The organism is Fontibacillus forbon (assembly GCF_046559655.1).
GTDB lineage: Bacteria > Bacillota > Bacilli > Paenibacillales > Paenibacillaceae > Fontibacillus.
The window spans coordinates 376,921-397,429 of sequence record NZ_JBKGFV010000003.1 but is presented as its reverse complement, the minus strand read 5'-3'; the positions used below and the strand labels follow the sequence as shown (position 1 = coordinate 397,429).

The 20,509-nt window shown below is 46.1% G+C and carries 18 protein-coding genes and 1 pseudogene; 3 read left to right on the top strand and 16 right to left on the bottom strand.

Annotated elements, in window-relative coordinates; genetic code table 11:
• Positions 1-89: 89 nt before the first annotated feature.
• From ACLB09_RS13910 to ACLB09_RS13890, 5 genes are all read right to left on the bottom strand, one after another.
• Entirely contained in the window at positions 90-419 is a 330-nt protein-coding gene (locus ACLB09_RS13910) for a hypothetical protein (RefSeq protein ID WP_410770429.1), read from the bottom strand.
• A gap of 2 nt (positions 420-421) precedes the next feature.
• Positions 422-1,072: a hypothetical protein gene (locus ACLB09_RS13905; RefSeq protein ID WP_410770428.1), complete on the bottom strand. Its 651-nt coding sequence runs from the start codon at positions 1,070-1,072 to the stop codon at positions 422-424.
• A 365-nt stretch (positions 1,073-1,437) separates the two neighbouring features.
• The gene (locus tag ACLB09_RS13900) at positions 1,438-1,767 is read right to left on the bottom strand and encodes a hypothetical protein (RefSeq protein ID WP_410770427.1); all 330 of its coding nucleotides are present in this window, start codon (positions 1,765-1,767) and stop codon (positions 1,438-1,440) included.
• Complete coding sequence (locus ACLB09_RS13895; RefSeq protein WP_410770426.1) at positions 1,749-2,645, bottom strand: hypothetical protein; 897 nt, start codon at positions 2,643-2,645, stop codon at positions 1,749-1,751. The genes ACLB09_RS13900 and ACLB09_RS13895 overlap by 19 nt, the downstream gene beginning before the upstream one ends.
• A gap of 69 nt (positions 2,646-2,714) precedes the next feature.
• Complete coding sequence (locus ACLB09_RS13890) at positions 2,715-3,701, bottom strand: copper amine oxidase N-terminal domain-containing protein (RefSeq protein WP_410770425.1); 987 nt, start codon at positions 3,699-3,701, stop codon at positions 2,715-2,717.
• 360 nt (positions 3,702-4,061) lie between these two features.
• Here ACLB09_RS13890 and ACLB09_RS13885 point away from each other — a divergent pair.
• Positions 4,062-5,546, top strand: a pseudogene (locus ACLB09_RS13885) (IS630 family transposase); the annotation flags it as partial.
• 55 nt (positions 5,547-5,601) lie between these two features.
• On the opposite strand, the gene ACLB09_RS13880 reads toward ACLB09_RS13885, so the two are convergent.
• From ACLB09_RS13880 to ACLB09_RS13845, 8 genes are all read right to left on the bottom strand, one after another.
• Positions 5,602-6,081: a DUF3852 domain-containing protein gene (locus ACLB09_RS13880; RefSeq protein ID WP_461729000.1), complete on the bottom strand. Its 480-nt coding sequence runs from the start codon at positions 6,079-6,081 to the stop codon at positions 5,602-5,604.
• 587 nt (positions 6,082-6,668) lie between these two features.
• Positions 6,669-6,890: a hypothetical protein gene (locus ACLB09_RS13875; protein WP_410770424.1), complete on the bottom strand. Its 222-nt coding sequence runs from the start codon at positions 6,888-6,890 to the stop codon at positions 6,669-6,671.
• A gap of 29 nt (positions 6,891-6,919) precedes the next feature.
• Positions 6,920-7,228, bottom strand: a complete 309-nt coding sequence (locus tag ACLB09_RS13870; RefSeq protein ID WP_410770423.1) for a hypothetical protein — start codon at positions 7,226-7,228, stop codon at positions 6,920-6,922.
• 89 nt (positions 7,229-7,317) lie between these two features.
• Complete coding sequence (locus tag ACLB09_RS13865; RefSeq protein ID WP_410770422.1) at positions 7,318-7,827, bottom strand: copper amine oxidase N-terminal domain-containing protein; 510 nt, start codon at positions 7,825-7,827, stop codon at positions 7,318-7,320.
• Between the two features lie 416 nt (positions 7,828-8,243).
• Complete coding sequence (locus ACLB09_RS13860; RefSeq protein WP_410770421.1) at positions 8,244-8,777, bottom strand: hypothetical protein; 534 nt, start codon at positions 8,775-8,777, stop codon at positions 8,244-8,246.
• Between the two features lie 29 nt (positions 8,778-8,806).
• Positions 8,807-9,712, bottom strand: coding sequence for a hypothetical protein (locus ACLB09_RS13855; protein WP_410770420.1), 906 nt, complete (start codon positions 9,710-9,712; stop codon positions 8,807-8,809).
• A gap of 7 nt (positions 9,713-9,719) precedes the next feature.
• Complete coding sequence (locus tag ACLB09_RS13850) at positions 9,720-10,340, bottom strand: CPBP family intramembrane glutamic endopeptidase (RefSeq protein WP_410770419.1); 621 nt, start codon at positions 10,338-10,340, stop codon at positions 9,720-9,722.
• A gap of 48 nt (positions 10,341-10,388) precedes the next feature.
• Positions 10,389-12,584 (bottom strand): tetratricopeptide repeat protein, encoded by a 2,196-nt coding sequence (locus ACLB09_RS13845; RefSeq protein ID WP_410770418.1) that lies wholly within the window; start codon positions 12,582-12,584, stop codon positions 10,389-10,391.
• 224 nt (positions 12,585-12,808) lie between these two features.
• Here ACLB09_RS13845 and ACLB09_RS13840 point away from each other — a divergent pair, with 224 nt between their 5' ends.
• Positions 12,809-14,020: an MFS transporter gene (locus ACLB09_RS13840; RefSeq protein WP_410770417.1), complete on the top strand. Its 1,212-nt coding sequence runs from the start codon at positions 12,809-12,811 to the stop codon at positions 14,018-14,020.
• 77 nt (positions 14,021-14,097) lie between these two features.
• Here the strand turns inward: ACLB09_RS13840 and ACLB09_RS13835 are convergent, their stop codons facing one another.
• Complete coding sequence (locus tag ACLB09_RS13835) at positions 14,098-14,958, bottom strand: MBL fold metallo-hydrolase (protein ID WP_410770416.1); 861 nt, start codon at positions 14,956-14,958, stop codon at positions 14,098-14,100.
• 573 nt (positions 14,959-15,531) lie between these two features.
• On the opposite strand from ACLB09_RS13835, the gene ACLB09_RS13830 reads away from it, so the two are divergent.
• Positions 15,532-16,905 (top strand): helix-turn-helix domain-containing protein, encoded by a 1,374-nt coding sequence (locus ACLB09_RS13830; protein ID WP_410770773.1) that lies wholly within the window; start codon positions 15,532-15,534, stop codon positions 16,903-16,905.
• Between the two features lie 263 nt (positions 16,906-17,168).
• Here ACLB09_RS13830 and ACLB09_RS13825 read toward each other — a convergent pair whose 3' ends face one another.
• Together ACLB09_RS13825 and ACLB09_RS13820 are read right to left on the bottom strand one after the other, a co-directional pair.
• Positions 17,169-19,700 carry an ABC transporter permease gene (locus ACLB09_RS13825; RefSeq protein ID WP_410770415.1) on the bottom strand — a complete coding sequence of 844 codons (2,532 nt, stop codon included), beginning with the start codon at positions 19,698-19,700 and terminating at the stop codon, positions 17,169-17,171.
• Positions 19,701-19,703: 3 nt separating this feature from the next.
• Positions 19,704-20,399, bottom strand: coding sequence for an ABC transporter ATP-binding protein (locus ACLB09_RS13820; RefSeq protein WP_410770414.1), 696 nt, complete (start codon positions 20,397-20,399; stop codon positions 19,704-19,706).
• Positions 20,400-20,509 lie beyond the last annotated feature (110 nt).

The following is a 20,509-nucleotide window of genomic DNA, read 5'->3' as shown; positions in this document are numbered from 1 at the left end:
GTTATTGGTTGAATGATGGGTTCATTCGGCACTGGGTATCCCCCTCAAAGAAAAAACTTGAAAGGTATGAAATCAATGTATTACTCTATTCACCCAATAAAAACCACAGCATCTCCTCGTTGAAAAGCAGTAGGAAGCTTAGTTTCAAGAAGAACAATTCTTGATAGTATTTGTTCTTGCACATCACCCTGTAAGTTTCTTTGTGCCCAGTCTTTAAGTAAACTAAGTTCATGTATCAAACAAACAGCATCTTCTTTTGTGACATCTATTCCATACCTAATACCCACAATCCACTCTGTATTTATTGACTCAATTGCAGGTATCCAGTATCTTTCAAAGAAATTTTGTGTAGCTATTGGAATACTAAAATGTTGTTCAAATTCGTTTTGTGGTTCGAGAATTATTGCTGAAACAGCCACAATCAACTTCCTCCTTTTCCAAACTCAGCAGTAATAGTATAATCCGGGAATTCTTCTTTGAGTTTTTCAATAACTTTCTGCACAGCTTCTCTCAACTCTGGTGTATCTGCATTCATTCTAAAATTAAACCTTCTAACATCTTTTATTTCATCAAGTGTAGGTATCTCGACACTTCCATTTATCGTCGGTCTGGTATGATCAACTTTTTGAAGATTTAGTATTCTTTCCTTTGTTTTTGCATAAATTTGTTTTTGGGCCCATTTCTCAGCGGTTTGGAATGGTTTACCTGTTTTAGGGCTAATAACCGATAATCCTTCAGCGCTTTTATCTTCATGAAAGACTTTATTCACTAAATCTATTTCATCAAACTCTCCTAAAGGGTTTCCCTGTTTATCAGCTATTTCAACCTCTTTAGAATATGGAACTCTTGGTGGAACATTACCCGTCCCCTCACCTGTTCTCGGAGGTTCGACCGCTTCAGGCTTTTGCACATCAGGATTCTTTGAGGGATCTTTTGGTATATCCAGATCTTTAACAGGGAAGTCCAAATCAATTTTCGACTCGACTACAATAAATACCTTCTTGATCGATTGTCCAATGATCCCCCCGCCGATTACGCTAGCCACTGTAGATAGAGTGTTTTCCCCCACCATTCCGCCGATTCGTTCCCGCCTACTCTTAATAGTGACGGTATCTACCCTAAAAGATGCGATTTACTGTTATTTCATCTTCCCTATCGTGGCGGCGTATTCTACAGTTGCGAGTAAAATTGAAAAAACGCAAGAAAACGAAGATAACAAAAAACAGATCAATTATGGTGGTATCTGACCATAATCGACCTGTTCAGTGTAACGGAATAGCGTTATTTAGGTTATAAAACTAAAGCATTTGATGCGCGTACAACCGAAATGAAGAAATCTTTATACGGGTATTACATGGGTTATATGTGTTATTGGTTGAATGATGGGTTTATTCGTTACTGGGTAGCCCCACCAAACTATTATGAATTTAATTCAGTTTACCCTATAAAAACAACTGCATCCTTACGCTGATATGCAAGTGGTAGTTTATCTTGGAGTCCTGCAATCCTTTCAAATATCTTAGCTTTTTGTTCCTCATTTAAAGATTTAGCCGCCCATACTTTTATAAGTATTAGTTCCTCAATGATATGTGGTACATCTTCCTCCTCTACATCAACACCTGTCGCGAAGAGGTCTGTCCATTGTAATCCTAATAATTCAATCGCTGGTAACCAACACTCTCTAAAGAACTCTTCCGTAGCAACTGGAATGAAAAAGTTCTTTTCGTAATCATTTTGTGGATCAAGAATTAATGCGCTAATAGCCATAATCTATTTACCTCCAAAGATTGCACTAAACTTATAATCTGTGAATTCTTGTCTTGCAGAAGGGCTTCCGCGCTTTCCAGTGGGTGTGAAACGATTTGCGCAATACCCTCAGCCGTGTTATTGACGCTATTCTCCAGTCCGAGATAAAACCCTCGGCCGAATGCCAGCAGCTCAAATCCATCAAGCATATGCTCCTTGTAGTCTTGGATCCCCTGTTTTAAACCACTAGTCCTCTCTTCCAACTGCCGATACGCTTCGGAACGATCCCGATATTCCAAATATTCAAAGGTACGGGGGTCATATCCTTTTGAGAGCGCAAACCCCCAAAATTCGAGGACATGTTCATCCATCGTCACTTCCACGGACACTTCACCGGGAAAGAGCTCATACCCGATTTCATCAAGATACTGACGAAGGAGCATATTCAGGTTTATTTCATTCTTTACCAGTTCGTCGAGTTCCTCCGGCTCCTTGGTCTCGCTGACCAGCTTGACCCGCTTGGTTAGGTCCGCTGGATTACCCGCCCGCATACCTACTGTTGTCGTTTGGAATGTTGTCTGCTGTATGGCGTTTTTGATTTTTTGCTCCGTTTCTTTTTCTACCCTGACATAATCCTGGGCTACACGCTTAAGCGTATTCGCTTTGCTTCCTAGCTCAATATCAATCGAATAGATCAGTTGTTGAATTTCAATGTTTAACCTGTCCACCTCAGAGGCAGCCGATTGAACGTAGTCTTCCGGATACGCCCGCCTAATATCGCTAATCAAGTTAGAAATTTCCTTAGTGAGACTTGCTCCGCTTTCACCCATCCTTCGGCCCAAACGAAGCATCTCGGCGGATAGAGCCTGTATCCGGTCAGGGTCCACTTTCTGATTCACAATATTTCTCCTTTCTTTCCTTCTGCTGCTCACAAAAAAGAACTCTTTGCTACATTCAACCGTAGGGGCTTACTTCATATAAATTTTCACACTAACATCTGAATTTTCTTTGGACATTACCCATAATTCATAGGTATCGTCTTCAAAGACTTTAATCTCTAATACATCTTCACTCACCTTTTTCTTTTTAACGTAAGCCATTATGCTGTCTACCGTTTTGGGATCTACTTGTTGTCTTAGAACGGCCTCCATCTCCTCGACTTGTTTTCCATAATCGTTACCAACCGCCAGGAATGTAATTCTTAACCCTAATACAAAGCTCCCTGACTCTAATTTGGCATCCTTACCTGCAGAGGGCTCATCGATTCTCAATTGCGACCCCGTATTATAGTAAACCTTAAATCCATGAATCACATCTTCTTGAACTTCATCCTCACCTGTTCCACCAGGATTGGTTGGACTTGCCGGGTTGTTCGGGTTGTTCGGATTCGTTGGGTTGGTTGGATTTGTTGGGTTGGCCGGATCGGTTGGTTGGGTAGGATTTGTCGGCGCGTCAGGATTGGAAGTCGTATCCTTTGGATCTGTCCCTTCTTCCGGAGTGTTTGAAGAGTTTCCGCTAGCCGTTGTAATCAGCACCGTATTGATCACGGCGTCCCATTCCACAGTAGCGCCGAGCCCTTCGCTCACAAAGCGCAGCGGGACGAACGTTCTGCTTTCTTTGCGGAGAGCTGCCGTATCCATTTGCTTCTTTTGTCCATTTACGGTATACGCTTTTTTATCCAGAGTCAGGATAATGGAGTCGGAATCCAGTACCACTGTGACTGTTTTTGTGGCTGATTTCCAATCCACATCCGCCCCTAAGGCTTCGCTTACAAAACGTACCGGCACTTGTACCCGCTGGTTTTTGTCCGCAAATGGCTGGGCGTCGGGAAAATAAATACGCTCTCCATCCACTTCCACCCGTAGCGGCATTTGGACTGCCGCCCCGAACGAACTGGCCGGGAGAATCGTAACCAAAACAAGAATTGCCGTAAGCATGGATAATACCTTTTTCATAATATTATCCTCCTTGATTTCAATAGATAAATTCTTCCAAATTACAGTATCTAACTGGGTATTTTACTAGAATGACCCATTTTATACAATGGCTAAGGTATCTATCTTCCAAATTTAGTATGATCCATGCTTCTAACAAAAAAGCTTATTCAGACTCATAATGTGAGTTCGAATAAGCTTGAAGTGTCGAATTTCTTGACTGAGGTCGATTATTGGTATAATTACACTATTGCTCCATCCGGCGGAAAAATGTAGTGAGAGTTCTGCGTGTTGGTGGTATAATTATCCAAATATAAACGGAGGTTATACCGATGCCGCGATATATCGTTACACTGACAGAGGAAGAGAAAGAAACAAGAAAACCATCATCGTAAGGTAACGGGTGAGATCGAAGCGAGAATTTGTGCCATCGCCTGCTCCGCGCCACCGGATGGGCGTTCGCGCTGGACGATACAAGCCATCGCGGATGAACTCATTCGGCTGGAGGTGGTCAAATTATATAACCGACAGCACCGTTTGCGAAATTATGAAAAAAACGAGATTAAACCGTGGCTCGTCAAGGAATGGTGCATTCCAGAAGCCAGTGCAGAATTTGTAGCCAAAATGGAGGATGTACTGGATGTCTATCAGCGTCCCTATGATCCCAAGCGTCCGGTTGTTTGCATCGATGAAACCAATAAGCAACTGATCAAAGAAACCCGAATTTCCTGTGCGTCGGGTCAGCCTGAAAAAGTGGATTCGGAGTATGAGCGTAACGGCGTTGCCGATGTCTTTATGATCTTTGAACCGCTTGCGGGCAAACGTGAAACCATCGTCACCACAACCCGGACAGCTGTAGATTTCGCCCAGGTGCTCAAGTATACATCGGATGTCCTATACCCGCATGCCAAGAAAGTGGTCCTGATCACCGACAATCTCAATACGCATTCGACTGCCTCGCTCTATAAGGCATTTTCACCGGAGGAAGCTCACCGTATTGCGAATCGGTTTGAATGGCATCATACGCCAAAACATGGGAGCTGGCTGGACATGGCGGAAATTGAAATTGGCATTATGTCGCGGCAGGCCCTGGAAAAACCACTATTAAAAAGATCATGCAACTTAACAATCAGAAATCTATGGAGGGTAATGCCTCAACAGTCGGAGGTATCTATGAAAATTCAAAATATAAAAATTGGCAACATCCCATCCATTATTTGGGGTGATAGATCAGACAAGGTATATGTCCATGTTCATGGCAAAATGTCATGCAAAGAACATGCTAGAGATTTTGCTGAAATCGCTGTGAAAAAAGGATATCAAACGCTAAGTTTCGATTTGCCTGAACACGGGGAACGAAAGGACAGTAGTTATCGTTGTGACATTTGGAATGGCATTAATGACCTTACTCTAATTGGAGACTATGCCTTTTCAAATTGGGATCATGTTTCTTTGTTTGGGTGCAGTTTGGGAGCGTATTTCAGTTTGAATGCTTACACAAATAGTAATTTTGTCAATTGTCTGTTCCAATCACCTGTATTAAACATGGAATATCTAATTAAACAGATGTTTAATTGGTTTGATGTGACAGAAGAACAACTACGCATACAAAAAGAGATTGTAACCTCTGTTGATTTGCTGCGTTGGGATTATTATAAGTTTGTAAAGGAACATCCGGTTAAAAAATGGAATATTCCAACTTCAATCCTTTACGGCAGAAAAGACAGTATGCAATCTCTGGAAATTGTTAAGGACTTTGCGAAATCACATGATTGCAAGTTGGAAATCTCTCAAAATAGTGATCATCCTTTTATGCAAAAAGAGGATGTAAAGATAGTTCATGCATGGCTTGAAGAAAACATATGAGACTATGAGCATAATACGGATTTGAAATCCTAATTAAAACAGACCGAATCCTTGACTATAAGAATTCGATCTGTTTTTTGCTACATCCCCAAAATCCCCAAATGTACAGAGGCGCCGTCAGCATAAATACGAGGCATGCGAACAGGATAGCGGGCGCCGCCCACTCAAACTGTCCGTGCTTCCGGTAATCAAAATAGGCCGTCCCCAGCTTGACGAAGAAAAACACCGCCATGATCAGGTCGATGGCCGGAAACACCACTTTATTGACGACGGATTTGATCTGGGCCGAGGCATCGTTCCAGGTGCTTTCAATGGCTCCGGACACATCTCCGGACGGAGCAGCATACGCTGCCACGCAGAAGCACAGCAAACCCAGCAGCACCAGCGTTCCAGCAATGCCAGCCGTTTTCGTTTTGCTTTCATCGGGATTTCCTCCCTCCAAGTCACAGAACCACCCGTTCAACGGGTGGCTTGATATCGCCCCTATAAGGGGCATTGTACTGGCTGCGCCTAAAGGCGCGGTTTCGCCAGCCATGATTCCGGGCTACCCCTGGAAGGGGTTACTTTCTTGCTTTGTCTTCGATCCCTTCGGTAAAAAACAGTCAAATACGTTGCCTTCTATTAAATAATCTGGATTTTTAGTCTGTCCAGGTAGCTTAGGGCTTTGCTCGATGTCATATCCATATTCCGCTATAATTTTTGCAGCTTCATTCTCTCGTGTACGTCCTCTTACAGTTTCTAAATCATCCTGTGGCCGAATTCTTGCTGGATTTCCCCTTGGAGCAGTATTCGGATTTGGAGAATTACTTGGTTTAGTTAATTTATCCCCACTAAACTCGAACTACCTTTACCCGCCCCCTCAGCCACTCTCCCCCCATCCGCTACCTCACCTGTTCTCGAGGGGTTCGACCGCTTCGGTTTTTTGCACATCAGGTTTCTTCGGAGGATCTTTGGGTATATCCACATCTTTAACAGGGAAGTCCAAATCAATTTTCGACTCGACTACAATAAATACCTTCTTGATCGATTGTCCAATGATCCCCCCGCCGATTCGCTCCCATCTTTGGCCCGGGCTGAGTTCCTTTAATTCCGTATATAGATTCGTTAAAGCCTCCCATTGGTTTACCGATGCCTGTTTAATGTAACCAGCGGGTCATCCTTAAACTTGCCCGTTTCTTCATTCAGATTCAGATAAACCTGCTTGATCCTCTGCAGAAGGGCTTCCGCGCTGTCAAGCGGGTGCGAAACAATTTGCGCAAAACCCTCGGCCGTATTGTTGACGCTGTTCTCCAGCCCGAGATAAAACCCTCGGCCGAATGCCAGCAGTTCGAATCCATCAAGCATATGCTCCTTGTAGTCCCGGATTCCCTCCTTTAAACCGCTAGTCCTCTCTTCCAGCTGCCGATACGCTTCGGAACGGTCCCGATATTCCAAATATTCAAAGGACGAGGATCATAACCTTTTGAGAGCGCGAACTCCCAAAATTTGAGGACATGCTCATCCATCGTCACTTCCAAGGATACTTCTCCGGGAAAGAGTTCATATCCGATTTCATCAAGATACTGACGAAGGAGCATATTCAAGTTTATTTCATTCGTTACCAGTTCGTTAAGCTCCTCCGGCTCCTTGGTCCCACTAACCAGCTTGGCGCGTTTGGTCTGACCCGCTGGGTTCCCTGCCAACAAATCGACCCTTGTAGCTTGGAAGGTCTGCTGCATGGCGTCTTGGATTTTTTGTTCCGTTTCCTTTTCTACCCTGACATAATCCTGGGCTACACGCTTGAGCGTATTTGCTTTGCTTCCTGATCTGTCCCTTCTTCCGAAGTATTCGAAGAGTTTCCGTTAGCCGTTGTAATCAACACCGTATTAATCGTGGCATCCCATTCCACCGTAGCGCCGAGTCCTTCGCTCACAAAGCGCAGGGGGACGAATGTTCTGCTTTCTTTGCGAAGAGCAACCGTATCCATTTGTTTCTTTTGTCCATTAACGGTGTACGCTTTTTTATCCAAGGTCAAAATTATGGAGTCGGAATCCAAAACCACCGTCACCGATTTTGTGGCTGACTTCCAGTCCACATCCGCCCCTAAGGCTTCGCTTACAAAACGTACCGGCACTTGTACCCGCTGGTTTTTGTCCGCAAATGGCTGGGCGTCGGGAAAATAAATGCGCTCTCCATCCACTTCCACCCGCAGCGGCATTTGAACCGCCGCCCCGAACGAACTGGACGGGAGAATCGTAACCAAAACAAGAATTGCCGTAAGCATGGATAGTACCTTTTTCATAATATTATCCTCCTTGATTTCAATAGTTAAATTATTCCAAATTACAGTATCCAACTGGGTATTTTACTAGAATGACCCATTTCATCATACAATAGCTAAGGTATCTATCTTCCAAATTTAGTATGATCCATGCTTCTAACAAAAAAGCTTATTCAGACTCACAATTTTGACGGAGGTCGATTTAATCATGGTGGTATCTGACCATAATCAACCTGCTAGATGTATCGGATAGCGTTATTTAGGGTATAAAATTAAAGCATTTGATGTGCGTACAACCGAAATGGAGAAATCTTTATAAGGGTATTACATGGGTTATATGTGTTATTGGTTGAATGATGGGTTCATTCGGCATCCACCCCTCCAAAAGAAGAAACCTTGAAAGGCATGAAGCCAATCAAGGTTAGTATAGAACTTGCCTATTTCACACCTAAATATTTGTTTACAATTGACTCATTTGCTGGATGAATGATAGCCACTCCATCAGACCATTCCGTTCCGTCACTATTCAAAGTGCGGCCGCACGTATCACACTCTAAAATTAATTTTTTCTCCGCTGTCTTCAGAACTTCAGCAACAACATAATTCAACTCATCATCTTTACACCTTGGACAATCTTTTCCTGAACGAAGTTTAACCAAATCCCAAAGTGTGTCACTTAACCTCATTACAAAAGAATCCACTGTATCTGGCTTTAAATTAAACATCCTTTTTGATTCTTGATCAAGCAATATCTCCGGCTCTTTTGAAATATAGTCATATATATCAACATCCAAAATTGGGCTAAGTCTATTCCAATATACTGAATATTCCAACCCCGCCTTATTCTTTTTTATCCAATCAACCAAAATTAAAAAATAATCGACATAACTGTTAAATAATAAGGGGTTGCTCATTAAACTTTTAAAATCTTCCCAAATGAAAGCTTCCAATGTTTTTTCAAAGTCTTGCATTTCTATCATCCTTTCCTAAATCTCAAGCCTCATGGTGCTGATACAGGATAAGTTGTAATCAAATTACCTGCTTTGTCTGTAAAAATTTTTATCCAAGTGGTTTCTCCACCACCATATTTCAAGGCTGAATTACCAACAACCTCTCCAACATTTACTGTTCTAGTGAACTGACCCCCACCGATGTCTGTAACAGTAGATTTGACAACGTCTGAACTCTGTAGAATTTCCTTTAACTTATCCGGCGCAATTGAGAAAATCGACCTACTATTAGCTAATGGTCTGTTAAAATGCCCTTCAAGAATATGATCAAACCCTGCTGAAACTGGTTCACCTGTATCTCTTAATGGAGTAAATCTGGTTCTCCCATTCGCAATATTTATCCTTGATTGTACAGTTCCTAAACCTGATGTAACTTCACCCGTCCCCTCAGCCACTCGCCCCCCATCCGCTACCTCACCTGTTCTCGGAGGTTCGACCGCCTCGGGTTTTTGCATATCAGGCTTCTTCGGAGGATCTTTGGTTATATCCACATCTTCAATTGGGAAGTCCAAATCAATCTTCGACTCGACTACAATAAATACCTTCTTGATCGATTGTCCAATGATCCCCCCGCCGATTACGCTAGCTACTGTAGATAGAGTGTTCTCCCCTACCATTCCGCCGATTCGTTCCCATCTTTGGCCCGGGCTGAGTTCTTTTAATTCGGTGTATAGATTCGTTAAAGCCTCCCATTGGTTTACCGATGCCTGTTTGATGTAACCCAGCGGGTCGTCCTTAAACTTGCCTGCTTCTTCATTCACATTCAGGTAAATTTGCTTGATCCCCTGCAGAAAGGCTTCCGCGCTTTTCCCTCCTAATTCCATAGGAATACATTTCAAAAAAAAGCTTATTCCCGCTCCTTTTTCGGAACGGAAACAAGCTTCTTTTCGGTTCAACCGTAATTCACGCTTTTAATTTTAACCAGTCATATTTAAAAAACAGGGTCATCAGCAGATTCGAGAGAAAATGGATGACGAACGGGACGAGAATATTGCCGGTTTCGGCATAAACCCAACCAAATACCAAAGCGGGTACTGTTATGTTCAAGAGCATCAGCGGTTTTTTGTAGTATTGCACATGAAAAGCGAGGAACAGCAGGGCCGTCGCCGGAATCGCCAACCATTCCTTCTTCAAAAGTAACAGCAGCCCGTTCTGAATAAGGCCACGGAATAGCAGTTCTTCGAACAAGGCCGCCGAAAACATGAACCCTACGATTTTCATCAGCGAAAGATGTTGATAGTTCTTGTTGGCGTCGTCAATATGCTTGGAGGACAGGCGCTTCACAAGAATAACCCCGAGCAGCAGGATTCCCGTTAAGGGAATTACGGTATAGAGCGTCCACTCCAACGGAGACTTTCTAAAAGATAAGATATTCTGCTGACTATACGCCCCTTGAACGATCAGAAGCATAATAACCGCGGCGCAGACCAAGGAAAAGGAAAAGAACACCGCGATCGCCTCTTCCAGTTTGGATTCCCTTTTTTTGCTTTGGCCGGAGTGACCGTTATTCAACGTTTCCTTCATCTAAATATATCCCTCTTTATCCAATCCGGATATTGCAGGCTTTTTTGACTATTTTACCTGCTTCATAAAGCTCTCCAAAGAGCTGCCCTTCACCTTAATATCCGGGGTAATCCGGGTGTTGGCCACATTGTTCTGCATCACGTTCCAATAGTGGTTAACCGCGAACACCATCACTTTATTCTCTTTATCCTCAAATACCCGCTGTCCAACGCCCTTCCCAAAGGTTGGGCGCCCAATGACCGTAACGTTATCCGAGTAAGTTTTCAGTCCCAAGGTCAGCAATTCAGCGGCACTGGCCGTGTTCTCATCCACAAAAATATGAATCTTTTTGAAATCAATAAACTCCGGATCGGAGTAATAGTTGTACGTATATCCGTCGTTGTATATTAAAGTGCAGGTCACCAAATCCGGGAGAAGCGCATCCAGCATATTGTTGGCACTGTCGGTCAAACCGCCCCCGTTGCCGCGCAAATCCAGGATCAGCGTCTTGCCTTCCGGTTCCGGAATTTCATCCAGGAATTGAATGAACTGATCATCTGTGTTCTTGCTGAAACCTTCGATTTTGAAATAGCGGATGTCTCCCATATCCTTATAGATGATATCCTCGTCTCCGGACTCGGCTAACTGATCGTATAATTCACCGTAGACCATAAACGTAAACCGATCCTCGGACGATTTCGCTTTATCGATCACGGCAGCCATTTCCGGTTGGGATAGGGACGGGTTCTCCAGTTTGGCGAGCGTGGTACCCATTTTGTCTGCATCTTTATTGTAGAGGTAATTGTCTTTAAAAAACTGCCCAATCCGCTCTCCAAGCGGATTTTTTCGATCTTCCAGCGCATCCTTTACATAAAGCGCCGTACTGTCCTCGGAATAGATTTCTAACGCCTTTTTGCTGAATTTCTCGGCTTGTTCTTCATTCCCCAAGGCCAGATGTGAAGACGCAAGAAAAGACCAGGCCTCGTAATCTTCAGGATCAATATCTACGGCTTGCTGAAAATAGGTAATCGCTTCTTCGTCATTTCCGAGGTCATACTGGCATTGACCGGTGTACCACGGAATATCCGAAGACGCGGGCGTCACCGATTGCAAGGCCGTTTCTCCAAAGGCGGCGCATTTGTAATATCTTTTGCCCCAATCCAGGGCCTGGAGTTTCTTGACGTACCCGTTTTGATCCAGGGGCGCTGCCTTAATGGCCTTCTCAAAATACGGAACTGACTTGGTGTACCATCCGTTGGTCACGTAAGCATCCCCCATAGCCATATGTATGTCCGCCGTATCCGCTCCGTCCTGATAGATTTGCTCGGCATTTTTCAGGTCCCCCTGCGCGCCGTAAACCTTGATCCTCCAAACGTCGACCTCCGGCAGCTCCGGGAAAGTCAACGCCAACCGATCGAAAAGGGCCAGAGCTTCGTCATATTTATTGTAGCTGTAATAAATCTCCCCAAGCTTCTCCCGGGCTTCCCATTGCTGCGGGAACTTCCCTCCGGCCTCCTTGTAAAAGGAGACAATGTCATCATACTCCGCCGTATTCTCAAGTAATGCGCCTTTCACTCTGTACCCGTCATAACGATCGGAATATTTTTTAAAATAGCTGTCGGCATGCTTCTCCGCCGTTTCCTCCTTATCCAGGGCCAAAAGAGCGTATATTCTGTATTCTTCGGCGTCGGCATCGGAGGGTTCATACTTCAGGTACGTATCAAACTGTTTCAGGGCATCCTCATAATCTCCCCGATCATAGTGGATCAGGCCTTTTCCGTAATACGCGCTAGTGTTCTCCTCGTTAAGTTCCAGGGCTTTGTCGTAACTCTCCAGCGCTTCATCGTATCTAAATAAGCCGTACAAGGCATTCCCTTTATTGGAGTATTCCACATCATCGTTCGGCAAAATAAGCAAGGACTTCTCGATCAATTCCAATCCCCGAGCGTGATCGCCAAGCTCATTCCAGGCCCAGGCCGCATTGTTGAAAGGAGAATCCAGCAGCTGCGATCCTTGCACCTCCGAATCCAGATTCTTCAGACTCGGGTCCTGCTCATATACGAGATTTATCGCTTTTTCCAGGTGTTCCAGGGCTTCCTCATACTTCCCCTCTTCATTCAACAGGTAGCCTTCATTATTGGCCAGGAAAATTTTCTTCTCTAACTCCGTCGGGACGGTCGCTTCCCCATTGCCGGTACATCCGCTTAGCAGGAGGGTCCCCGCCAACATAATTCCGCCTATTGTCACTCCCGTGATTCTCTTCACTAGATCCCCCTCGTTCAACTTCAACTTCTCTTGATGAAAACTAGGTACTTCTGTATATGTATGTTTCGATTTTTATCCTTGTTTTTCCTTTTTAATATCGAACCGGAAATGATTTATTCCATTAAAGCGTTATCACCCAAAATTTCCCCTTGATCTTATTCCGCTTAAGCTCAATAATTAGGAGCTGAACTTACTTTTTCACAGTAAATTGAAAGGTGTACTCCATGAATACAACACAAACGATTTCCAAAAAAACTGCCGTGAAAGAACCTTTTCCGATCGCGCTTTTGTCATTGACCGTCGGCTCGTTCGCCATCGGCATGACCGAATTCGTCATCATGGGGCTGCTGCCGAATGTGGCGAACGACCTGCACGTCAGCATCTCCGCCGCCGGACAGCTGATTACCGCTTACGCTATGGGCGTCGCCATCGGCGCGCCTATTTTGACCTTAATGACCCAGCGGATCCCCCAGAAAAAACTGCTCTGCCTGCTGATGATCCTGTTCATCCTCGGCAACGGAATATCGGTGTTCGCACCGAACTATGCCGTACTGATGGCGGCGCGGATTCTGACCGCGCTGACCCACGGCACCTTCTTCGGCGTCGGCGCGGTCATCGCAGCGGGCCTCGTCCGACCGGAAAAACGTGCCGGAGCGGTATCCATCATGATGGCCGGGCTGACGATCGCCAATATCGTCGGGGTGCCCCTCGGCACCTTCGTCGGACAGCAGCTCGGCTGGCGGGCCTCCTTCGGCGCCATCGCCGTGATGGGCGTCATCGCACTTGGCGGGATTTTGCTGTTCGTGCCGCATCTGCGCCAGGAACAGCAGACGGGAGTAGCCCAGCAAATCCGCGCGATTCTCCGCCCCAAGCTGATGCTGTTCCTGCTGATCGGAGCGCTTGGCAATACGAGCCTGTTTGCGGTGTTTACTTACATCGCCCCTTTGCTCCAGCAGATAACCGGCTTTGCCGAGCATAGCGTTACCTGGATACTGGTGATCTTCGGTTTTGGCGTAACGCTCGGCAACATGGTAGGCGGTCGGCTGGCCGACTGGAAGCTCATGCCTTCCCTGCTCGGACTCTACCTGATGGTAGCCGTTGTTCTGGGCATCTTCACCTTTACGATTCAAAGTCCCGTGCTTGCCATCATCACAATCTTCTTCTGGGGCTTCGTCTCGTTCGGCGTGATGCCGGGCCTACAGGTGCGGATCATGAACCTGGCAAAGGCGGCGCCGGCGCTTGCCTCCACCGCCAGCCATTCGGCCGGAAACCTGGGAAATGCTGCCGGGGCCTTTATCGGCGGTCTCGTCATCAACCACATGGGACTCTCGTCGCTGCCATGGGTCGGATCGCTAATCGTCACTCTCGCCCTAGCAATCGGGGCAGTAAGTTATGTTCAAGAGAAGAAACAGTCCGGCGATGGACGCCTAACCTAATACGTCATGCAGCGGCCCGCCATCTTTTAAAGTTGGCGGGCCGCTTTGTTTTTCGCTGCTTTATGGGATGAATGCTATCAACGCCGACGGCGTAACCCTTCCATAAAGTAATCCATCGCTTTCCGGAATTCGTCCGATAAGCTTTCCTGTTCCAGAAATGCCGTCATATCGCGGGCGATGGCTTCGGGGTGATCTCCATGCCGATCCACGAATTTGGCAAATTGCTCCCACCGCCCGATATCCTGGTGAAAATCCGCCTTGTCGGTCGGAACGCCATGGGACTCAATATAGATCTCAGTATCATAGCGGTACATGCGATCAAGAAGTCCAAGAAAATTTCCCGCTGTGTACGAATAAGGACCGCCATACACGGATGGACCCAGCGCATCGCCCAGGAATAACGCTTTATCTTCCCTAACGTACACAAAACAGCTATCGGCTGCGTGGTCTCCTCCAACATGCTGAACCTCGCAAGTTACTCCGCCCAAATCGATTTCCAGCCGGTCTTGGAACATCATATTCGGTTTAATCACCCGCATGGACGTTATGTCATCATACTCTATATGCATATGTTCAATGGTCTGATCACTGATGATACCCTTCTCCGCCAGCGTTTCGAGTACCGAATCGGACCAAGCCAAGCCGGCGAGAGGGCGAAGCGCCTCGGCGGTTCCGGTATGGGCGATTACGGGAACATTCCAGGCCGGAAGGCCAAAGGTATGATCCCAATGCCAATGCGTCAGCACTACCAAGTCCGGAGTGCGGTATCCTAGCTGTCTCAGATGCTCCTGAAAAAGAGCCGCATGCTGCGGGGAATTTCCGGCGTCGATCAGCAGGCTCTTGTCCCTTCCCTGCACGTAGCCTAGAATCGGCCGGTCGCTTTCATGCTCGGCGTGCATGATTGTAATATGCTCGCTAATCCGTTCAAACCTGTTCATTTCGTAACCATCTCCCTTAAGCGTAGTATACAGGGAATTCAGGGGAAATCACTATCCGTGTTATGCGTGGTTCCTTGAACTCCGGACGGGCTTCCCCATTCTATTAAACTGCAAATGTACATTATTTCTGCTATACAGCGATTTGTTTGTGCTAAATTCCTGCAAATATACATCATTTTCGCCTCCAAACCACCGTTTGGCCGCCTTAAGCGTAAAATTACTGCACTTTTGCAGGATTTCAGATTCAGGAAGAGAGATCAGCCGCGAAAAGCTGCACTTTTGCAGGAATTTACTTCTCCAAAGCCTTTACGCCTTAAGAAAAAACGTCAAGAAAGTTCACCCTGACTGTCCTTTTGAGTTTCGAGGATATCCGAGATTTGATTCGTGTCTGAGCAAATGACCTGGAATAGGGCAGCCCGCAACCCGCCGGATTTTATAGCATTTTAACCGTTTAGCTAGTAAGCAATCTAATTGACCACAGTCCAAAAAATAGCTATATTTGTAATATAACGGAATAAATTGAGATTATTTCATCAATGTATTCTATATAAATATAAAAATTTAGTTTTGGGAGTGGTTCTGTTGAAATCCACCATGATTCTTACGGAACTCAATTCATACATCAAGCAGCACGAACTCACCATAAGACAATTTGCATTGGAATTGGGGATTAACGTCGGAACAGTTAGTCATATCCTTAATGGCACACGCAAGCTGACCGTCAACCAATTAGATCGAATTACGGAAGTGATGGGATTTCCGAAGGGGCACTACTATACGGAATTCATTCGTGAATATTTGGAGGAGAATAATCCTGACTGGCGCAGAATCCGCCCCCTCCTATTTAATTGCGTAGAGCTGGACAAATTAGACTGTATCACCGAGACCGTGAACTTGCTGCTGGATAATTTGATGTATTCCCCCTTGTTATTTGATGTAGCGGAAGAATTATTTCAGTCCGAAAAATACAGCGCCGCAGAAATCCTGTATGAGAATGTGGCCGATAGTGAGCGGAAGCAGCATTCCGAACGATTAGCCTTGTGTCAGTACCGTCTATTCACGATCCGGATCGGGAAAGACCAGATGCAAAACTTCAAAACCGCCTGCCAATTTGAGCCGTTTGTTGACCGGTTAGATGAGATACTACAACTCGATGCTCTTAAAGATTTGGCCAATGTGTACCGTTCACTACGTCTATGGGACCGGGTGGAAATCTTCGCCCGGGAAATGGAACATAAGGCTAGAATATTGTATTTTACCGAAGAACACTCAAAGAATACATTTTTTCTTGAACAGCAAAATAAATTGAGCAGACCGCTTTTTGTATATATTGCATATGCAAAGCTCCTAGATGCATGTGCATCCGAGGGAAGAGGCGATTATGGGCAAGCCTTGCAGTACACTAACGAATATGCCGACTTAAGCTGGGTAAAAGAAACGGACGAAGCAACAAAATACTGGATGCGCTTATTTATTGAATGGGCTCAAGCCAATACTTACTCAAACAATCTTCTGAACGGAAATTTAGAGGTGCTTTCGGATTATGTAGCTTATGTTGAAAAAAGGCCTAATGAAATCCTTTCAGCTCTATTAAATATTCTATACGCCGCAAACCGGTTCAACTTTAATGCCGATTCCATTCTACAACTGTTTAAATCAGAGATTAAGGCGTATGAACCGCAGACAAATGATATGTACGAAGATCAGGTTATTCCCGATCACTTTGCGGGGTTTTTATACGAGTTAGCTCTTTACTACTTACGTAATTGTGATTACATAAACGGATTTAAAATTACGATGCAAGGATTGGAATATTCAGTTAAAATAAACAAAGAAGACATTATTATTAAATATGTTGGATTGTTTGAACAATTTAGAAATGAAGCATCATGCGAAGTCAGTGAAATGTACAAAAATCTAATTAAAAAGGTGTGTGCGGTCCTATGAAAAGAAAAGTAGCCTTGATCTTGGCGAGCATGATTTTGTCGTTCGTATTCATTGTCCCTGGTTCTACTTTGATTCTGGAACCCATCTTCACTAGTTTTGTTCAACATGGCGGAGCTTAATCGGATAAGTATTTTTCTTGAGCCAGCTTATAAAGCTGGCTTTTTATTTATTTTGTAAAAGAACTCTTAAATGACGAAAACCTCCAAATCATATTTGGAGGTTTTTACTATTAATCTTTAGTACATTATTATACCAACTCCCGCTCACTCCGCCTCCCGCAGCCGCTCGACAATCGAGGCCTTGGATAGCCAGCGGTACGCCGCAAGGGTCACAGCCAGCGAAATCGCCACCAGCAGCGGAACCGCGGAGGCGATCGGCCATACGGACATGTGGAACACCGTGAAGGCCATATTCTCCGAAATGCTCTTGGCAATTCGGTAAGTAAGATACAACCCGGCCGTGCCGCCGATCAGGCCGACGAACAGTACCCCGTACAGGCCTTCGTAGACCAGCGTTTTTTTCAATTGCTTGCGGGTCATCCCGACGCTTTCCAGAATGGCGAATTCATTGCGTCGCGAAATGATGCCGGTGATTACCGTGTTAATGTAATTCAAAATGCCGATCAGCGCGATGATGAGACTGAGTCCGTAACCGATCGTCTGGAAGATTCGGATGAAGCCGTCCATCTCTTTTTTGTAGTCTTCCCGGGACTTCATCATCAAATCCGGATTGGAATCGACCATGCCCTGGACCGTTCTCATCACCTGTTCCAGTTTGGCGGGATCGACATGAAGGGTGGCCGACATGATGCCGGGATTTTCTACCGAACGGGCAAACTCCTCCGCCGGGAAATATACTTTAAAGCCCGCAACGTTATACGACTGGGTTCCTGCCGCATAAAGCGCATCCGACTTGAGTACCGCCATAACTTCATAGCTTTTGCCCATGCTGTCCAGCTTGATCCGGTCGCCGGGCCGATAATAGACCGCATACAAGTCGTCGCCTCCGTCCAGCAACGCTTCCGAAATCAGTACATAATTTCCGGTGGCGAATTTCTCGCGATCAAAACTGCCCATAACGATATCGTTTTTTTGGATGACGTCGTACCAGCCGGGGCCGATCCCATGAACCTGAAGATCAATAATCCCCCTGTCCAGTATGGAGGTGAATATGGGAGTATTGGGATCCTCATCGACAGCAAGCGGTTCTAGCGTCTTTCGAATGGTTTCGTTCATTTTTAACTGGTCGCCTTGAAAGTAAACCTTATCCGCGCTCTCTACCCCATCGATAGTCCCCAGCGATTTTACGACATCTTCCGTAAGCGCGGCGGTTCCCCCTTCCGAGTACCGTTGGCTTCGATCCGGCATTTCCTTCACGACGATATCTCCAGAAATAAACGTACTCAGGTACTTATTCACATCAAACGATGAAATCACGGTGTAAATAATGCTGAACAAGATCAGGCTTAACGATAAAGACGCCAGCATCAGAATCAGCTTCTTTTTATGCCGGAGCAGGTTGGCCAAAGCCATGCGGGACAGCTTGGCCCCTTGCGTCGAGCGCTTCGTCTTTTTTCGGCCCGCGCCGCTCAGTCCGGTAAATCTTACGGCTTCGACGGGCGAGATGCGCGAGGCGGTGCGGCCGGGCTTGCTGGCAGCGATCCGAACGGTAAGATAGGAGAATAGCGCAGCGCCTATGAAAATTAGCGGACTTATCGAATGTACGCTTTCCTCCTCCAAGGAGGAGAAGGTCTTCATCATCGGCATCAGCCAAAGGCCGACCCCGTAGCCCAAAGCAAGTCCGATCGGCAGCGCGATCAAAAACAACCGGTTCGCCTGCATCGTAATGATTTTCCTCAACTGCCTTGGCGTCGTTCCGATCGTTTTCAGCAGGCCGTAAAACTTAATGTCCCGGACCACCGAAATATGAAAAATATTGTAGATGAGCAAATATCCGCTCAGCATGATGATCAGAATTAGCCCGGCATATGGCAGTACATTCATGGGATCCTCGAAAATCCCCACGCTGGAGTACGCCCAGTTCACTCCGTAGTCCGCCTTGATTCCGGTGTCCGCCATCACTTTCTTGATTTTGTCTTCAATCCCGTAGGAGTTATTGAACATGACATCCAGCCGCGTTGTGTTTACATAGGTTCCGGTCTGCTTCGTTTGCTCCGGATCGATATGCGAGAGGTTCTCCCGGACAAAGGCTTCCGATAAAAAAACCAGCCCCGACATGGCAAGATACTGATCCGCCTCATAATATCCGGACAATTCAAAGGTACGCGATACCTGCTCGCCGTTGATATCCATATCCAGATCGACCTTGGCCCCCAATTGATGCGGTACGCCGAGCAAATCAAGCGCCCAGGTGTTCAGGACGATTTCATTTTCGCCCTCGGGCAGTTTCCCTTCCTCTAACCGGATAAAGCTATGTTTGGCCAGACTCTCGTCAATCTGGTTGATCTCCATCTTTGAATCACGAAATTCGTCATTCACGGCATACCCGATGAGCACGGCTTTCCCGTATTTTTTAATGGAAGGATGCCGTTCCAGTTTGTCGGCTTCTTCCGGGCTCAGGTATTTAAAACTGCCGTGGAAGTCGCTCCCCGCCGTCCTCATCTGCGTCTGCTCCATGGACCGGTTAATGCTAAAGCCCATCGTGAACACCGACGTAATCAACAAAGTCGTCAATACGACGGCACAGATAATGATCAGGTTACGCATCCGATTGGTCCGAAGGCTCCGCTTGGCCAGCCGGGTAACGGCTTTTCCATGATTGGTCGCAATGTTCATGGCCTACCTCCCGGCTCCGCGTAGCGGTTCGGGGCGGGCCAGGATTTTTCCGTCCTCGATCCGGATGATCCGGTCCGCCGTCTGGGCGATTTCCTCGTTATGGGTAATCATCACGATGGTCTGATCGAACTTTTCGCTTAACTGTTTGAGCAGAATCATCACTTCTTGGCTAGTCTTGCTATCCAGGTTGCCGGTAGGCTCGTCCGCCAGCACGATGGACGGCTTCGTCGCCAGCGCCCGGGCGATCGCCACCCGCTGCTGCTGTCCGCCCGACAGATTGGACGGCAAATTACGAACCTTGTCCTTCAGCCCAAGCGCGCCGATAATCCGGTCGACATGCTCCTTATCCACCGGGGTTCCGTCCAGTTCGATCGGCAGCACGATATTTTCATAAGCGTTCAGGATCGGGATCAGATTATAGTTTTGAAAAACAAACCCGACCGACCGGCGCCGAAAAATCGTGAGATGCTCGTCATTCATGCCGAAAATATCATTTCCGTCGACGTAGACCTTGCCTTCCGTCGCCCGGTCCAACCCGCCCATCATGTGCAGAAGCGTGCTTTTGCCGCTTCCGCTCGTTCCGACGATGGCGACGAATTCCCCCCGGTTCACGGAAAGTGTGATGCCGTCCAACGCTTTGACTGCCGACTCCCCGCTGCCGTAGTATTTTTTTAACTGATCGATTTGCAAAATGGACATGTCCTGTCCTCCTTCAGAGACGTATCTTTGCTATTCAAGAACATAAAAGTCCATACCTGACGGTACAGACTTAATGTAGCAAACCAATCTGACACCCCGGTGTCTGAAAA